The organism is Ruminococcus sp. 8Y-12 (genome assembly GCF_058119865.1).
Genome location: NZ_CM176623.1, coordinates 1,791,203 through 1,810,747 on the forward strand (window position 1 = coordinate 1,791,203; position 19,545 = coordinate 1,810,747).

4 protein-coding genes are annotated in these 19,545 nt (G+C 40.1%); all 4 read left to right on the plus strand.

What is annotated here, in order from left to right; genetic code table 11:
* Nucleotides 1-52 precede the first annotated feature (52 nt).
* The 4 genes from AC0THY_RS06610 to AC0THY_RS06625 all read left to right on the plus strand — a co-directional run bounded on the left by AC0THY_RS06610 (nucleotide 53) and on the right by AC0THY_RS06625 (nucleotide 19,544).
* Nucleotides 53-3,436, plus strand: coding sequence for a family 43 glycosylhydrolase (locus AC0THY_RS06610; protein WP_489993648.1), 3,384 nt, complete (start codon nucleotides 53-55; stop codon nucleotides 3,434-3,436).
* A 49-nt stretch (nucleotides 3,437-3,485) separates the two neighbouring features.
* Nucleotides 3,486-9,980 (plus strand): Ig-like domain-containing protein, encoded by a 6,495-nt coding sequence (locus AC0THY_RS06615; RefSeq protein WP_489993649.1) that lies wholly within the window; start codon nucleotides 3,486-3,488, stop codon nucleotides 9,978-9,980.
* 240 nt (nucleotides 9,981-10,220) lie between these two features.
* Nucleotides 10,221-16,097, plus strand: a complete 5,877-nt coding sequence (locus tag AC0THY_RS06620) for a glycoside hydrolase family 88 protein (protein WP_489993650.1) — start codon at nucleotides 10,221-10,223, stop codon at nucleotides 16,095-16,097.
* Between the two features lie 204 nt (nucleotides 16,098-16,301).
* Nucleotides 16,302-19,544 (plus strand): LamG-like jellyroll fold domain-containing protein, encoded by a 3,243-nt coding sequence (locus tag AC0THY_RS06625; RefSeq protein ID WP_489993651.1) that lies wholly within the window; start codon nucleotides 16,302-16,304, stop codon nucleotides 19,542-19,544.
* Nucleotide 19,545 lies beyond the last annotated feature (1 nt).

Sequence of the window (19,545 nt, forward strand, 5' to 3'; positions counted from 1 at the left end):
ATATTTACACATTTCTATATATGGTAGAAAGCGTTTTGAGTTCAGGAGGAGAATGATGAAAAACAAAGTGAAGAGTATATTTATTTTCACGTTATTTTTGGTAATCGTGTTTCAAGTATTTGAAATGCATACATTTGCTACGGAGAAGGATAAAGAGCTTTCTCTTGAAGTTGAGACGAATGACCAAGTACTTTCGGCGTCTGTTTCGTCAGAGGAAGGTAAAAATATAATTACGGTTATTCACGATTACTGGTCGAAAACAGGGGCTGTTGATGGAACACGAGCTGATAAATCAAATCTTGAGATCGTGTTTAAGACATCCGAAGGGGCGGCAGTAGAACGCGTGGACGGGAAAAAGCTTGCAGAAACAAAGGATTATTCTGTACCATTTGAAGTTAAGGTGCAGATGGATGGTGATGCAAATGTATTTAAAATGTATGAGGTGCGTGTTGTAATTCTAATAACACCGATACGGATCCCTGGTATTAACGATGCCACAGGGACACTTGGGATGAAGTTCTTTGCAGATCCCGATATATTTGTAGACGATAATGGTAAATATTATATGTATCCTACAACCGATGGACATGCTTTGTGGAAAGGATGGCAAATCCGCTGTTTTGAGTCAGATGATCTTGTTACATGGGAGGATAAAGGTATCATGATAGATTTGCAGGATCAGAACCTTGACGGTGTAAAAGATACAGATATATTACCGAATCGCAGCATGAGGGCATGGGCTCCGGGCATTGCTAAACGGGATGGAAAATACTTTCTGTATTTTTCCGGCAGAGACGATTCTGATACCAGTGCCAGTAACCAATCTAATGTAGCAGTATCTGACCGGCCGGATGGTGGTTTTGTATTACAACCGGTTAAGGTTACAAGTGGGATTGACCCTGCTGCATTTAAAGATCCGCAGACCGGAAAATGGTATCTGACATGGGGCCAGAGTAATGCCAGGCGTATTGCTGAATTAAATGATGATATGATCAGTGTTAAATCAAGTGGTCAAGTTACACCGGTAGCCACGAGGTTCAATGAAGGTGCATATCTTCACGCAAGAAAATACAAAGGTGAATGGACGTACTATTTTACGTATTCAGTGGATGATACAAATAATGAAGGGTATAGCGTTCATTATTCCACAGCACCGGCCATTACAGGGCCTTGGACATATCGGGGGGCAATCCTGCAGAAGGACTCGAATAAAGGAATTCTGGGGACGGGACATCATTCTATTATTCAGGTGCCGGGTACAGACGACTGGTATATTGTCTATCATTGTTTTCTTACCGACTCAATGCGTCCAAGACTTTTTGACCAAGTAGAGAATATTCAAATCAGGACAGGTAATAAACGCGAAGTTCGTATTGCACGTTTAACTTTTAGTGAACCAAACTCAGGAACGCCGCTTATAGAACCTGTACAAGTCACATATGAAGGTGTGCCGGCGGAGAGAGTACCGAAAGTAAGTGTAAATGGTGTGTCGCAACATGGAACCGCGGAAGTTGGTACAAAACTAACGGCAATATTTAATGAAACATGGGAGGAAGATACATGGCAGTGGTATCGCGACGGCATACCTGTTTTTGGAGCAACAAAAAAGGAATATGTCATTACATCTGAGGATGAAGGCAGTCAGATAACCGTAAAAGGAACAGCACGATCTGCCACAGGCGTGAGACAAAATGGGAAAGATGAATTGTCCTTAACCAATGAACTGGAATCTCAAGTAGTGAGAATTGCCGGGTGTGAGGCGAAAACAGCAGTAATTAATGCTGGATCACAGCCTTCAGAGCTTCAGTTGCCAAAGACGGTAAATATTTTCATGTCAGATGGAACGAAATCAACAGTAAGCGTTGAATGGAATACAGTAACAGCTGCTCAATTGGCGAATCCAAATGAATTACTTATCAGTGGTATAGCAGAGGGGAAAAAGACAAGGCTGTATCTAAGTGTCCGGGGACCGGCTGGTGTACGCCCCATTTCTATAGCAACTCCTGTAAATACGAAACCTGTTATGCCAGGTTTGGTGGATGTTATTTGGACAGATGGTTCAGTGGAGAAAAAAGCAGTGCAATGGGATGATGTTCAAGAGACTCAATTGAATGCAATTGGTACATTTTCAGTTCATGGCGTGGTAAAGGGGTATCCGGCTTATCAAGCGGTTGCAAATATTCGGGTTGGAATTCCTGCGGAAATTATCATTTCGTCACCGGCAAATGGCGGAGCTGTTGCAGATGCTTCGGCAGGAATGGATGTTGGATATAGATTGATTGATGATGCGTGGGATCAGCAGGATGCGTGGAATAATACAGCGGACGGTCAAGTTTCCCAACTATCTGATTGGATTGTGCTAAGGTTCGACAAAAATTATACAATAAATAAGGCAAGTATCTATTTTTGGAAAAAGGCATATCAGCTTCCGCATGAAGTTAAAATCGAGTATTTAAATGAAAGTAAACAATGGATACAGGTATCTGGTTTGAGAAAAAATAAAGACTTTGTACTCTATGATCCGGTTGATTTTACCTTTGATCCTATTCGAACTGAACAGCTGCGGTTTACATTTTCAGTGACGAAATATGATACGGGGCTGACCGCGATAGGAGTCTCAGAGATACGGGTATATTCAAATGTTGTTCAACAAAATAAGACCGCCCAGTTAGAGGATTTAAAAGTAGGAGGAACGACGGTATCGGGCTTTAGTGCAGATAGATATCATTATACTGTGCTTCTTAAAGAGGGTGAACAAATCCCTCAGGTGACAGCTTCCGGCAAAGAGAATGCAACTTATTTTATACGTCAAGCGCTAACAGGCAATAGTTTAGCAATAGTTGAAGCGGTGTCAGAAGATGGTCAGTTTTCAAAAAACTACACCGTACAATTCAAACAAATAAATCCTGAGCAGCCGGATGAGCCGGAAAAACCAGAACCTGATACGAACACAACAGAGGACGGGACAGAAGTTCCGGTAACGGTTCCAAATAATCAAGTTCCTAAAAAAAATACCACCTGCAAAATAGGATATTTATGGTATAAGGTTACAAAATCAGCAGCAAAAGGTGGAACAGTAATGGTGACAAAAGCAACTACGAAAACCAGAAAAACAATTCTTGTTCCGAATACGGTAAAGATCAAAGGATATACCTTTAGAGTGACCAAAATCGGAAAGAAGGCCTTTCAAAATAATAAGAAGCTGAGAACGGTGACAATTGGAAAAGAAGTGGTGACGATCGAAAGCAGGGCATTTTACAAAGCTAAGGCCCTTAGGAAAATTACTATAAAGTCTGGGAAGTTAAAAACAGTAAAAAAGAAGGCATTCTCAGGAATCTCCAGGTATGCTGTGATAGATGTACCAAATAAAAAACTAAATTCATATAAAAAGCTTCTTAGAAAAAAAGGGCAGGCGAATACAGTGAAAATTAAGTGATATATCAGTAAAAAGCAAACTGTACGCATATAAAAAGGGGGGAAGCAAGATGTTAAAAAGAATCGATTGTATCTTAGCAGCAATACTAGTTGGAGCTATGATAATACAATTGCCAGTATTTGCATTTACAGGCAAGAAAAATGAAGCATACAAGCAGGCGGTTGAAGCTAATACCACAAAAGTAATCGAAACGCCCGCAAGAAGCGAGGATTTTAATGATGATTGGACTTTCCGTGCATGGCTGAATGCAGGACCAAACAAATCTACCTATGGAGGACCCGATTCGACTTATTATTCCAAAAACTTTGATGATTCATCTTGGCGGAAACTTGATCTTCCTCATGATTGGAGCATAGAGCAGGATTTCACAGGAGAAGTCAGTGTGGAATATGGTGCGCTGCCTACCGGTACAGGCTGGTATCGTAAACACTTCGTACTACCGGAAACGTATGGGGGAAAACGGGTGAACATTGACTTTGATGGTGTATTTATGAATAGTTACATATATGTAAATGGTCAATTGGCCGGTCATTATCCCTATGGCTATATGGCATTTTCCTTTGATATTACGGAGTATCTGGTTTGTGACGGAGTAACTGAAAATGTAATTGCAGTAAAGGTAAATAGCCCTATTGGCGGCAGCAGATGGTACACCGGTAGTGGTATCTATCGGGATGTAAAGCTTACGGTTACCGAACCAGTCCATGTAGCACAATGGGGGACTGCGATTTATACACCGAATATCGAGACTGAGTATCAGAGTGGTTTGGTAACAGTACAGGCAAGGACAACCGTAGAAAATGAGGGGATGGTACCGGCATCTGTTACTGTGCGCAATACGATTTTAGAATATGATAGTGGAAATGTTTTTGCCGGGGCCAGTACAGATACCAGTGCACCTGTTACTTTAGAGGCTGGTCAGAAGCAAGATATAGAACAGTCAATCATGGCAGAGAGCCCGCGCCTTTGGTCTGTATCCAATCCGAACCTATACAAAATGAAAACTGAAATAATGGTAAATAATGAAGTAGTTGACACCTATGAAAGCAGATTTGGTTTTACGTGGTCAGATTTTGATAAAAACGACGGGTTTTCATTGAATGGGGAATGGATGAAGATGCAAGGCGTGTGTATGCACCACGATCAGGGAGCCTTGGGGGCAGTGGCAAATGCTGCGGCGATAGAACGGCAAATGCAGATTATGAAGGAAATGGGAGTCAATGCCATCAGAGTGTCTCACAATCCAGCCACTCCGGAATTACTGCGGATTTGTGACGAATTAGGTTTAATGGTAGTAGAAGAAGCGTTTGATGGATGGTGGACGAAAAAGTCATCTAACGATTACGGTGCGTTTTGGCGAACGGTATGTACACATCCAGATGCTGAAGAGGGAATTTTTTGGGGACAATATGATTTTCAGCAAATGATACGCAAGTCAAGAAACTGTCCTTCCATTATTATGTGGAGTATTGGTAACGAAGTGTTTGACTCTGGTTCATGGGCAACAGAATGGGTTAGAGATGCTGTGCAGAAATATTCCAAGGAAGTAGATCCGGCTGGTCATCCTTGTACAATGGGTGAAAATGGTTTTAAGAGAAATGCTTACAGCGCGACAAGCGTAAAAACACAAATGGCGGATTTACTGGACGTGGTTGGTTTAAACTATAGTGAAGAAAGATACCAGGAATATCATGCTACTCATAAACCAAACTGGATACTTTATGGGTCGGAGACGGCATCTGCGGTAACCAGCCGCGGCTATTATTCTGATCCGGAGAAGGATCTTGGGGCGGGATATATTAATGAGTATCAGCTCTCATCTTATGATAACAGTAGTGTAAACTGGGGACGGACGGCAACAGACTCCCTTATCCCGGATCGTGACAACAAATACATTGCAGGTCAATTTATTTGGACTGGCTTTGATTACATAGGAGAACCTTCACCCTTTGGCTCTAAAGGCGGTGAAGGCAACAGTGGCCCCAAAAGTTCTTATTTCGGTATCGTTGATACCGCAGGATTTCCAAAGGATAGCTATTATTTGTATCAAAGTCAATGGCTTGATGTGAACAGGGATCCTATGGTTCATATCTTCCCCCACTGGAACTGGGAGGATAATGCGCTGCGTTCCAAGGTGACTTATAAATCAGGAGCGAACAGCGGAAAAATACCGGTTCGCATTTATTCGAATGCTCCTTCAGTAGAACTGTTTGTCGATGGGGAAAGCCAGGGGAAGAAATCATTTGTACAAAAGACAACAAATTATGGATACAGGTATCAGCAGCAATCAGAAAACAGTGACAGACTCTATCTTGAGTGGCCGCTGGAATGGGATTATAAAGTGGGGACAAAGATAGAGGCAGTTGCATATGACGTACAAGGGAATATAATTGCCCGTGACAAGGTTGTAACTGCCGGTACAGCAGCAAAGCTGGATGCAGTGCCGGAACGTTCTGTTATTAGTGCAGATGGTTATGATTTAAGTTATATTACGGTAGATGTACAAGATAAAGAGGGGAATTTTGTTCCAACTGCCGATAATGAAATTTATTTTAATATCAGCGGTAACGGAAAGATTGTAGGTGTGGACAATGGTAATTCCGAGACCTGGGAACGATATAAGGACTATAGTGGGATTTGGAAACGCAGTGCCTTTAGCGGAAAGGCATTGGTAATCGTGCAATCAACTAAAGATGCGGGCAGTTTTACCCTCACTGCCACTGCTTCCGGACTGCAATCAGACTCTGTAACGATATATACCAGTGAAGAAGATTTAACGGGTGACCAGATTTTGGGATATGAGACAGCAGCCATAGTTGTTAATTCGGGAATTAGCCCTGATGAACTTACATTACCAGTTACTGTGGATGCAATTAAGGCGGATGGCTCAAGAACACCGGTAAATGTTGAGTGGGATTTGGTGACTGCCGAACAATTGGCTCATCCGGCCGAATTGACTGTAAAGGGTATAGTAGAAGGAGGAGCACAAACGACCTTAACCTTAATCATACGCGGACCTGCAGGGGCACGTCCGGTTTCGGTAGCTACCACAGTAAATATCCAACCCGCTATGCCAACAACAGTAGATGTCATCTGGACAGATGGCAGTGTTGAGAAAAAGGCAGTAATCTGGGAGCCTATTTCAGGAGACAAACTAAATAATCTGGGAACTTTTTGCATCAATGGAACGATCGAAGGTTATTCTGATCTCCAGGCGGTTGCTAATATTCGGATAGGAACTTCACAAGAGGCTATTATATCACTTCCGAAAAATGGAGGAGCCGTTGCAGACGCTTCCGCAGGACTTGATGTTGCGGAACGGGTAATTGATAATAAGTGGGATCAGGTAGATGCCTGGAATAATAGTAACAGCGGAAGCGGAGCAAGTAAGTCCGACTGGATTCAACTGAAATTTAATAAAACCTATACGATCAGTAAAGTCAAACTATATATCTGGAAAAAGGCGTACCAAGTTCCTGATTCTGTGAAAATTGAGTATTTAAATGATGAGGGCCAGTGGACAGAGGTATCAAACCTTCAGAAAGATAAGGATTTTATTCTTTATGATCCGGTTAATGTTACATTTGATCCTATTCAGACTGAGCAGTTGCGCTTTACCTTCTCAGTAAGTGCGTTTTTGGGAGGATTAACATCCATAGGTGTATCAGAAATATCAGTGTACTCAGATGTAGTCACACAAAATAAAACGGCTCATTTGGAAGAACTCAAAATAGATAATGAAACTATACCTGGGTTTGCTTCTGATGTATTTAATTATACGGTAACTTTGGGATATCTGGATCCGGTACCTCAAGTGAGTGCAGCTGCAAAGGATCATGCAACTTGTTTTGTTCGTCAGTCGCTCACTGCTTATGGGTCAGCAATTATAGAGGTAATATCGGAGGATGGGAAAACTTCTAATATTTATACGGTACAGTTTAATCGGAAAAATCCTGTTTTAAGTAAAGTTATTCTCTTGGATCCGGGCACAGTAACAGAAAATGAAATAATTACGCTTCAGGTAGCAGGTGAACTAGAAGACGGGATTAAGATTTCAAATGAAAAAGCATCCATTTCTTATACAGTGGAAAACAAAACTGGCCAGGCCAAAATTGAAAATGGGAAATTATATGTTTATTTAGCCGGGACAGTAGAGATTATTGCACATATGTCTTATCAGGGTGTTAGTCTGGACTCTGCGCCAATGGTGATTGACATTCAGAAAGATGCTGCAGAAAGACAAATTATTTCCTTTGAAGCTGTTTTAGTTAAAACGAATCCTGGAACATTGCCTGATTTACCAGACAAAGTAGTGGCAAATTATGACAGGGGATTGTCAAATGAGGTAAGTGTCAGATGGGATACGATCGATGCCAGCCAATATACGGCAGTTGGACGATTTACAATCAATGGTTTGGTAGAGGGGACAGCAGTCAGGCCCACAGCGACAATTGAAGTGGTCGGGCCACTAGTAGCAGAAAATATTTCTCTCGGAGCAGTTACAGGTTATCCGGTAAGACTTCCGGACCAGACAACCGTCTACTTTAGTGATGGTACGGAAGAAATGATGAATATAAACTGGAGTCAGGAACCAGAGATCGGAGCAGGTGATATTAAGATTTATAATGGCGTGATAATCTGCGGTAACAAAACGCTGCCGGTAAAGGCTTCAGTACGTTCGGCAGAAGCAGAAAAAAGTGATAATTATGTCCTGATGTTTAACGGTTGGGGAAAACCCTCCGGACTTGCTTCTTTTACAAATGATACTTATGTGAATCCGAACAGTAAGGACAATGCTTCCTATTTAAATGATGGTGATATTTCCTTTGACACGGGCAGCAGCAAAAAAATCTGGTGTAACTATGTCGCAAGTTCAGTTGATCCTAATAAGGTACAACGCTCTGAGGATTGGGTATCAGCAACGATTGCAGTTGGAGGACAGATTGTTGAAAAGGTGGTAGATACTGCTCGGTTTGGCGTAGTTGATGAGGGAAGTGCCAGTACCAAAACAATACGGATTCCGAAATCTTATTATGTTGAGTATTATCATGGTCCTGAATATACGATGGAAGATAACGGAGCCTATATTGATAAGGGAGGCCATATGGAAAATACCGAATACTGGCCTGATAATCCACTTACTAAATCAGAAAACTGGACCGAAGTTCAATATATTGAAAAACCACAATTACCTTTAAGAACAGATTTCCAACGTATGCTGGAAGTTACATTTGAACCGGTTGAAACCAGTTTGATCCGTATCCGTATGGAAGCACAGACGGATTGCTGCATAGGTGTTAATGAACTTGAAGTTTATGGGCGTACACCACTCCTAAACAGTATAGCAACAGATATTGAAATCCAAATCAACGGCAAAGATTATATAAATCAGTTTTCAAATAATATATTAAAATTACCATTCCCGAAAGAAGGGGAAAAATTCCCTGAGATTACGGCTACAGCAGGGAACAATGCTGCAGTTACCGTTATTCCGGCAACCACACTGGATCCAACTACCGTTATTCGATTTGTGCCGGAAGATGGGAACCAGACTGCTATCAAAGTTTATACGATTCAATTCTACAGCAATTATATTGTGAAACTGAACCCGATGGGGGGCAATGTATCGCCGACATCAATTGAGGCAGAAGCAGGGAAAGAAATAGGAACATTGCCCAATCCGATCAGAGGCGGGTATGCTTTTAAAGGATGGTATACAGCAGAGGCGGGAGGTGAAAAAGTGACCATTGCTACTAAAATAGCTGGAAACATGACGGTATATGCCCGCTGGGAAAAGATATCGGATGTAGCCACATATACGGTAACGTTAAACCCGACTGGCGGTAATGTATCACCGACATCAATCCAAGTTATTATGGGAAAAGAAATAGGAACATTACCAACACCAACCAGAAATGGGTATTCGTTCAAAGGATGGTACACAGCTGCGAACGGTGGAACAGCGGTAAATATGACTATGAAAGTGACCAGCAACATGACTATCTATGCACACTGGGAGTCTTTGGCAGCGGAAAGCAGGTTTAAGAAGGGTAAACTGTGGTATAAGGTAGTAAAACCAGCACTTTCCACAAGTAAGGAAGGTACTGTCTCTGTGGTAGGACCGGTCAATAAGAACTTAAGAAAAGCAACCATACCATTAACTGTAAAATCAGGAAGTTTTACTTATAAAGTAGTAAGTGTCGCAAAGTTTGCCTTCAAGAATAATAAAAAGCTAAAGAACGTGAAGATAGGCAATAATGTGCAGCAGATTTCAAATGGTGCATTTTATGGATGTACATCTCTTGTCAAAGTTACAATTGGTAAAAACACAGAGAAAATAGGAAGTAAGGTATTTTATAAGGCCAGAAAGCTAAAGAATGTCATAATACAAAGTAAAAAGCTAAAATCCGTAGGAGGAAATGCGTTTAAGAATATCCATAAGAGTGCCAAAATAAAAGTGCCGCCTTCCAGGCTCAACAAATACAAAAATAAAGTATTAAAGGGAAAGGGACAAAAGAAAACGGTTAAGGTAATCAAAAATTAGCTCAATTTAAACAGACTTTAAGAGGTACTTTGTAGGCGGTTGAACTGCAGTATTAAAGAGGGGAAAGGAGGAAGGGGATCGTGTGAATCGTGAAGAGGAAATTATTTTTGAGGTAATTTAAAATATAGAAGTAAAAAGATGCTTCGATTATCAACGAAATCAACCGCCCAAATTATTATATAAATATGGAAACATCAAACGAAATTATAAAAATGACAGAAGAAAGGTAGGAAAGAGAGTATGAAAAAAATAGTTTCATTTCTATTACTATTATCAATGTTAGTGTCAATGATACCAATAAGTGTTTTTGCAGAAAATTCAGAAAGGCAGGAAAGAAGTTCCAGAGATTATGATTTTACAGACTATTCATCTACGGCGAGTTGGGATACGGTAGATTTGGGAAGTGATAATACAGAAGACCCGATTATTGAATTCGATATCACCCCCAAAGCAGAAGCGGTCGATGGACTTGTTGGTTATACATCCCAGACTGGAACTATAAGTGATTGGGGAAATCCGCATATAGCGTTTCGGACAAATCCTACAACAAAGGTATTTGAGGCACATGGAGGTAGCTATAAAGCAGATGCTGTAATACCATATGAAGCAAACAAGACATATCATGTAAAGATTCATGTGAAGCTTAGTCAGAGAACATATGATGTATTTATCACTAGTCCTGACGGAACAATACAACAATTGGCATCAAACTATGCATTTCGTAATAAAGCAAATATATCTGATATAGGTAGAGTTGTTGCCAGGGGCGGCTTGAATGCACCTGCTGGTCAATTTGTTATTACAAATCATACAATAAGAAATGAATCTGATATAGACGAAGATTTGGGAAATGTAGAGATACAAGTTCAGAACAATAAAGGAGAAGTTCTTGCGAGTAAAGAAAATGAAGAGGATGATTTTTTAGTTTATAATGGAACCTATAACTATAATAACGATGTCATAGTATTTAAAGCACCGGAAGGTGTAAAGCATATGGTACTTCAAGTTGACGAATTTGTGGGAATACCGACAGTTACAGGAGAAGAAGTTGCGGGTGCAGCTAATGAAACGGAAGCAAGAGCTGACTTTGATTATACTTATAGTGAATCAATTGTATATGCACCAAATGGGGAAATTCGGTTTACGGTTCCTAAGCCTGCAAATTATAGTGAAACAAATAATTTTAGTCCTTATGACCCGCGGGCGTTTACAGGAAATACTCATAGAATAACAGCCAGGGTTGCAACGGAGGAAGAAATCTATGAATATCGAAATCTAGCTGTAAATCCTTATGACAATTATGAAACAACTCCTTATAATCAGCACTATAATAAATATTCTTTCCCCCATGCGGTTGCTAATGTAGTCACACGTGACGAATTAAGATTTGTTCCGCGTAATGCGATAGACGGATTTGAACTAAACAACTGGCACTCTTTCTTTCCATATCAATCATGGGCAGGTGGAGCACGTAGTGACCTCAACTTCTCTGTCATGTTTGGCCGTACTGTAGAAATTGATAAGGTAGATATCATACTTCGTGCACAGTGGCATGACGGACACGATACATATTGGAATAAGGCAGTACTGGAATTCTCGGATGGATCGGAACAGATTGTTGAACTTGAAAAGACGAATGCAGTTCAAACTTTTGAATTAGATGAGAAGAAAAAAGTCTCTTGGGTGCATTTAAAAGAGTTGGAACAACCAGAGAAAAATTTAGGCTTTGCAGCACTTACGGAGCTTAAAGTGTATGGGCAGGATTGTAAAGAACCAGATCAATTATTAGAAAATGATAAGATTATTGATCTTGCTAAAAAAGTAAATGATTACTGGATAAATTTAAATGGTGCGGATCTTAGGACATACTTTTGGAATAACGCAGTGTATCATACCGGCAATATGGAATTATATTATTTAACAGGCGATGAGAACTATCGTAACTATAGTGAAACATGGGCTAAGCATTGGAAATGGATGGGCAATACCAACTATGATACTTCAAGTTCGGCATATGGCTCAGGTTTTCATGCAGATAACCATACACAGTATCAAACATTTATAGACCTGTATAATATAGAGCCGGATGATGAAAAAATAAAAATAGCGCAATATGTAATAGACAAACAAATAAAAGCAAATGATAAATCACATTGGTGGTGGATAGATGCATTTTATATGGGAATGCCCGTTTATTCAAAACTTGGATTATTAACAGGAGATACGAAATATTCAAATTGGATGTATGAAATGTATAATCATACTAAGTCGGCTTTGGGTGGGCCTGGACTGTATGATACGGAAGACGGTTTATGGTATCGGGATACAAAATATATTTATCCCAACGGATCACACGCTAAAAGCAGTAATGGGAAAAAGGTGTATTGGTCAAGAGGTGATGGATGGGTAATTGGCGCTCTGGTTAAAGTGTTGCAGGATTTACCGGATTCAGATCCGCACAGGGAAGAATATGAAAGTATGTTTAAAATAATGGCGGAAGCGTTAATAAAACGGCAGGGCAATGATGGATTTTGGCGCAGGAATTTAGGAGACTATGATGAGCTGCCGCAGCCAGAAACAAGCGGAACGGCATTTTTCACCTATGCATTTTCGTGGGGCGTTAATAATGGCTTGCTGGATAAAGATACCTATATGCCGGCAATTATAAAGGCTTTTAATGGTATGCATGCAACTGCTATTCATCCAACAGGAAGAGTTGGCCGTGTTCAGCCAATAGGGGAAAACCCGGCACCGACTCAGGATATTGGTTATGCCCAAACACAAGATTTTGGTGTAGGAGCAGTACTCCTAATGCTGGCAGAGTTATCTAAGATGGAAAGTGGTATTGTGAATACAGACTTGCAGCCAATGCTTGAGAAGAATATGGTAAGTACGGTTGGAATAAAAGTTGGTTCAAATAAGATTCTCGTAGGAACTGCTTATAAGGGTGAAGCATGCCATGTTCAAGAAATAGAAAACGCACCCATAAAAGAAGATGGTATTATTTTCGTATCAAAAGATTTTGCTGTTGAGCAATTAAATTACACTCCAACAGAAACTATAATAAGAGATAGTGTAGAGTATGCGTCGTTGGAAAGTATAGCAAAAGCACTCGGAAAAGAGTTGTTTATAAATGGAGATATTATTGTGGTTTGCCATCAGAAAAGTCTGTTTATGCCGGAAAGGGATCAAAACCTGCTGTCACTATTAGATGCGGTGTTGACAAATGGAGAATTTCCGGAAAGACCAAAGTATGAAAACAGATTTGAATATATACTTCCTCCAGCACCGAAAAATCTAGTACCAGTGACGACAGTTACAGCAAGTGCATCTCCGGAGGCAGAGAATGTTCCTTCAAATGTATTGGATCGTAATCTGGGAACACGTTGGTCGGCTGAATCTACTACAGAAGAAGGTCAATGGATAAAACTTGATTTTAATAAAGCTATTATTAATAAGGTTGGAATTGCATTCCATTTGGGAACACAGCGTGCAACTTCATATAAAGTGGAAGTATTAACTTCTGCAGGAAACTGGGTGGCAGTAAGGGAGAAAGAGAATTCTTCAGGAATCAGCAGTAGCTATGAGTACTTGGAATTTGAACCAGTTGAGGCAACCTCAGTGCGCATAACAGGTTATGGGAATACGGTAAATAAATGGTCCAGTATCACAGACGTGGAGGTATTGGCAACAGAGGATTACTCAACAGGAACATGGTATCCATATTTTTCTACTGCAAATTGGATGACAATGGATTTAGGAGTTGGGAATACTGGAAATCAGACAATTGAGTTTAATATTCAGCCATCTGAAGCAAAGCAGGATGGAGCTATTTACTATACGGGCTATGATACTGTTTTAGACACTTGGGCAGATGCTCCGATTGCGGTCCGTTTAAATACCAATGGATATTTTGATGCCAGAAATGGTGGTTCATATGCGGCAGCAAATCAGATCGCATATGAAGCAAACAAAACATATAAAGTTAAGATTATGGTTGACATAAATGCAAAGAAGTATAGCGTATATATAACCGGACCAGAGGGAAATTTACAGACGTTAGCAGTAGATTATGCTTTTAGACTGGATGCACAGGCGATTACAGATATCGGAAAAATGTGTGCCCGAGGCGGAAATGGAGTAACGGCAGGTAAGTTTGTCATTTTAGATCATAAAATAAGCAGGGGTACAACACCAATTGAGACCTATACGGTAGATCTCGATGCCAATGGCGGAACGGTAGTGCCCGAAAGCTTGATAGTTGAAGCGGGGAGTACAGCTAATCTGCCAACCCCAAGCCGTTCAGGTTATAAGTTTGAAGGGTGGTTTACAGCAGCAACAGGTGGTACTAAGGTTACTGATCAGACATCCATAACAAGTAATATGAAACTATATGCTCGATGGACAGAGAACTCAGGAGATGGCTGGGAGCCATATACATCTACAGCAGACTGGAGTACCGTCGACTTAGGAAGCGGGCATACCGGTAATCAGGTAATTGAGTTTACAATAAGACCGTTAGAGGATAATCAGGATGGTGCTATTTACTATACGGGGCAGAACTCTCTATTAAGTGCCTGGGGACACGCGCCAATTGCGGTCAGACTGACGCCGAGCGGTTATTTTGATGCAAGGAACGGTGGTGCATTTGCGGCAACCAACCAGATTAAATATGAGGCAAATAAGACCTATAAAGTAAGACTGGAAGTGAATGTCACAAGTAAAATTTACAATGTATATATAACGGACGATACGGGGAAAGAGCAGATCTTAGCAGCAGGCTTCGTATTCCGGACAGGAGCGGAAACGGTCACTGATATCGGAAAGATCTGTGCCCGGGGAGGAAATGGAGTAGCAGCAGGGAAATTTATCATCGAAACCCATGAGATTAAGGCGGGAAATGAGCCGGAAGTCTTCTATACTGTGAACTTTAATGCAAATGGCGGAAACGTATCTCAGAATAGTGTTCTGGTAAAATCTGGAGCGACACTGGAACTGCCGGTTCCAACGCGCAGTAACTATGAGTTTACAGGGTGGTATACAGAAAGAACAGGTGGAACAGAGGTAAGGAATGACACAGTAATCACTGCAGATATGACCATCTATGCGCGGTGGCAAGCACAGGCGCCAGAAACGTATATGGTGATATTTGACGCGAATGGTGGAAGTGTAGATCCTGCTCAGATGACAGTAGAGGCAGGAAGGACAATAGAATTACCGAGTCCGGTACAGGGAGGATATATATTTAAAGGCTGGTTCACGGAAAAAGTTGGTGGGACAGAAGTGACGAATGAGACAGTGATTACCAGAAACATGACCATCTATGCACAATGGAGAATTCAGCAGGAGATAGAAACCTGTACGGTGGAATTTAATGGAAATGGAGGAAGCGTAACCCCCGCCCGCGTGACAATAGAGAAGGGAAAAGCAATTCAGCTGCCAAATCCCGTTCGGTCTGGTTATGACTTTAAGGGATGGTACACGGAAAAAGAGGGTGGAACACAAATAACAAATGCGACAACCTTCGATAAGGATATGGTGGTATATGCCAGATGGGCAGCCAAAAGTAATGTGACACCAGAGGAAAAACGACTTAAAAAGGGCGAAACATTCACCACGGGTGGTTTCAAATACAAAGTAAAAACGCCGGAAACTAAAGCTGGTGAAGGTAAGGTAGCACTACTGGGATATGCAAAGAGCAGTAAGGCTAAGAGCCTGAAAGTTAAGGATCTGGTAATGGCATCCGAAACGAAAGAAAGCTATAAAGTAACGGAGATAGCTGCAAATGCGTTTAAAGGTAATAAGAACCTGAGAACGGTGACACTTGGAAAAAATATTGTAACACTCGGAAAGAATGCCTTTAGTAAATGCAAGGCCCTTAAGAAGCTCATAATTGGCAAGAATGTTACTACAATCGGTAATAAAACGTTTTATGGATGCAGCAAGCTAAGTAGGATCACGATAAAGTCAACAAAGCTGAAAAAAGTCGGAAACAAAGCGATTGCCAAGATCAAAAAGAATGCCTACATAAAGGTGCCTTCAAAGAAAGTGAAAGCGTATAAGAAGTTGTTAAAAGCAAAGACGGGTTATAAGAAATCCATGAAGATCAGTAAATAGTTAAATGTAGAAGGATGGTAAAAGCACAAGCCGATTCATATGCACTTAAATTCATTAGCCCAAGAAGTTCGTTTGAAGTATAGATAGGCAAAGATTTGATACTTTCGCTAAGAGAGTAAATAAAACAGTAGAAAGAGTCAACCTATATTAGTGTTGGTTCTTTCGACTGTTCTGGTGAAAACAAAGATAAGAAAGGAAGTCAAAATGAAAAAAATAAAAAGGCTTAAAAAGCTGTTCTTATTTCTAATGTCATTAATTATATGGTTTTCTGCTCAACCAGTTGAAAGGAATAAAATTATGGCAGCATCTCCTGAGGAAACAGCAGCAATTCCCCAGGCAGGCTTGATTGCCGACTACTCATTTGCTGAAGAACCAGAAGATGGTAAGACAATTGTAAATACAGTTTCAGGTACAAATGCAGTGGGAAATGCAGTATTGCAAAATATTTCAACAGCTGTATGGGAAGACCAGGCACTGGTATTTTCGGGGGCAGGAACATCTAATAACCCTACTGGGACGTGGGTTTCATTACCAGAAAATATCTTAGGCGGAAAAACTTCTGCCACTATTAGTATCGAAGTAAAACCCAGTAGTGAAATAGTAAAAAAATATCACTTTTTATGGAGTATAGGAAATTCTCAAACAAATACCTATTGGTTCATGAATACAAAGGATCCACGCACTTCTATTAAATATGGAGGTTCGGAAAAAACAGCAAGAGGTTCCCATGGCTTGGAGGGAGAACGCTGGTATCATTTGACCGCTGTTATTGATGCGGAAACCAAGACACTTTCTTATTATATTGACGGTGTTAAGGTGTCTGAGATACAAGACTCAGCAATGACATTATCTCAAGTAAGCGACCAATCCAGAAATACGATCGGACGAGCACCGTATAATGACCCTCTTTTTCAGGGATCCGTATCCACGTTTCGTGTCTATGATCGGGCGTTAAGCAGCGAAGAAATTGAGGCAATGGCAGCAGCAGACAGTCAGTTGCATGGAGATTATTATAATCAAATAGAACATTTGCTGGATGCTCTAAGTGAAGAGATTGAAGACATAACAATAAAAGATAAAAAGGTAACATTGCCGGATTATGGTGGTTATGTAAAGTGGAAATCTAATTCACCATCTGTAAAAATCGAACAGGATGGCATAACAGGAGAGTTTATATTACCGGTAGCAGGTAGTGAAAAAAGTGAAGAAACACTTACCGCAGTAATCTCTCTAAGAGGACAAAAATTAAACAAGGAAGTAAAAGCAGTTTTATATCCGGAAGTTGCAGATAATGATCCCTATGGATATCTGATGGTTCACTTTATTGAGAATAGTAGTGGGTATGCAGAAAAAATATATCTTGATATTACAAGAGGAGATAATGCGGAGCAATGGGATCCCTTGAACGGGGGAGAGCCAATCCTGGCATCTAATCTTGGTACAACCGGAGTACGTGATCCATTTTTGACGTATAATCCAGAAACAAAAACGTATTACATCATTGCCACTGATCTTAGAGTGTTTGGTGGGGATGGCGCAGGATGGAGTACATGGACGAAAAGTTATAGCACTAAAATGAATATATGGGAGTCTAAAGACTTAATCACCTGGACAGATGTTCGTCAATTTGATGTGGCTTACAATGCAGATGGAGAAAAGCTCGCGGAACTAGGGATGATGTGGGCTCCTGAAGCTACCTGGGTCCCAGATTATTATGAAGACGGAAAAGGGGCATTTGTTGTATATTGGTCCTCCAAAGTATATAGTGATACGGATCCAAACCATGATGTTACTTCATTTCCAAAGATAATGTGGGGAGCAACGACTGACTTTACACAGGAAACTTATGAGTACGGCGGTATATTTTGGGATGATGGAAAAGGTAAAGGGGTTATTGATACTACAATTATACAAAATGAGGGTAAAACTTATCATATTACTAAATCAAATGCTGATGGAATTTGTATGCAATCAACAGAAAAGAAAGAATGGTGGAAAGCCGATTCTTCAGACTGGACAACCATGCAAAAAGGAATTGGTAGTAAATATTTTGGAGCAGTAGAAGGTCCGGCTGTTTTTAAAGATCATAGCAATGAGGATCGTTGGTATTTATTTGTAGATGATATGCCAACGCCCGGTTATATGCCGATGATAACAAATAATCTGGATATTGGCTGGGATAAGTTGGATAGTCCTGATTATTATCTGAGGAAATATACAAAACATGGAGGAGTAATTTCATTGACAAAATCCCAGTATAATTCAATTCGTAATGCCGATATAAAATCTGTTACATCAGAGCAGCTGGGAGACGTAGAGATTGTTGAGGAATTAAGTCAAGAGAGTTTGGAAAACAAATTAGAACAAGTAAAAGCAGAAGTGGAACTTGCATATAACATGGGCGTTTGTTTACTTCCGGTGAGGTGGGATATATCGGATGTTGATTTGAGTAAGGCTGGTTCTTATGAAATAACGGGTACTGTTCAGACTATTGGAGCAAATAATAATCAATGGATAGGAGAAAATGGTTCGACCAATTATCTTGCATCAGATAAACAGCTTTATAGCTCTACGGCACAGCGCGTCAAAGTAAAGGTAGTTGTGCAAGAGAAGGCCGATAAAATATCAATTGAGAAGGTTATGAAGAAAGCTGAAAGCATTGATATACAGAAATATACGGAGGCTTCAGTAAAAGTATTTAAGGAGGCATTAGCTGAAGTTAGTGAAATCTTAAAAGATGAAAACCTTACGAAAAATGATCAGGAGAAAGTGGACAATGCACTTCTAAAATTGGAAAATGCAATTAATAATCTTATTTTACGGCAACCAGATAGAGATAATGGAGAGAAAGAAGATGGTCATAAAAATGAGTATAAAGTAAAACTAAATAAAACGCTGGTTAAGAAAAAGACAGTCAATTACAATAGCATTACAATTAGCTGGGATAATGTAAAAGATGCTTCCGGATATGAGATATTTCGTTCTGAGAGCAAGACAGGAGTATTTAAAAAGATAAGTACGGTCCAAGGAAATGCTTCTTTAACGTTTAAAGATAAAAAACTTAAGTATAATAAAACATATTATTATAAAGTACGAGCTTATAATGTCGTGGGCGGTACCCTTAATGTAGCTGAGTTTTCAAATATTACTACTATAAAAACAAAGTTGGCGGAACCGAAGATGCGTCTGTTAAAAAAGAAGAAAGATGGTATTAAGGTTTCGTGGAAAAAGATTGATGGAGCAAACGGGTATCAGATAAAGTACTCTCTGAAAAAGAAATCAGGGTATAAGAATATTAGTATTAAAAAAGGAAAGACAGTGAGTTATACAATAAAAAATCTTAATAATAAGAAACGGTACTATATTAAAATGAGAGCTTATCGCAAGGTGAAAAATAAGAAAGTCTATGGTCCATGGAATAAGGTGAAAATAATCAAATTAAAATGAG

What these genes read in the sequence shown, in the direction of transcription:
- AC0THY_RS06615 (WP_489993649.1), top strand. Translation starts at nt 3,486, where the DNA reads ATGTTAAAAAGAATCGATTGTATCTTAGCAGCAATACTAGTTGGAGCT.
- AC0THY_RS06620 (WP_489993650.1), top strand. Translation starts at nt 10,221, where the DNA reads ATGAAAAAAATAGTTTCATTTCTATTACTATTATCAATGTTAGTGTCA.
- AC0THY_RS06610 (WP_489993648.1), top strand. Translation starts at nt 53, where the DNA reads ATGATGAAAAACAAAGTGAAGAGTATATTTATTTTCACGTTATTTTTG.
- AC0THY_RS06625 (WP_489993651.1), top strand. Translation starts at nt 16,302, where the DNA reads ATGAAAAAAATAAAAAGGCTTAAAAAGCTGTTCTTATTTCTAATGTCA.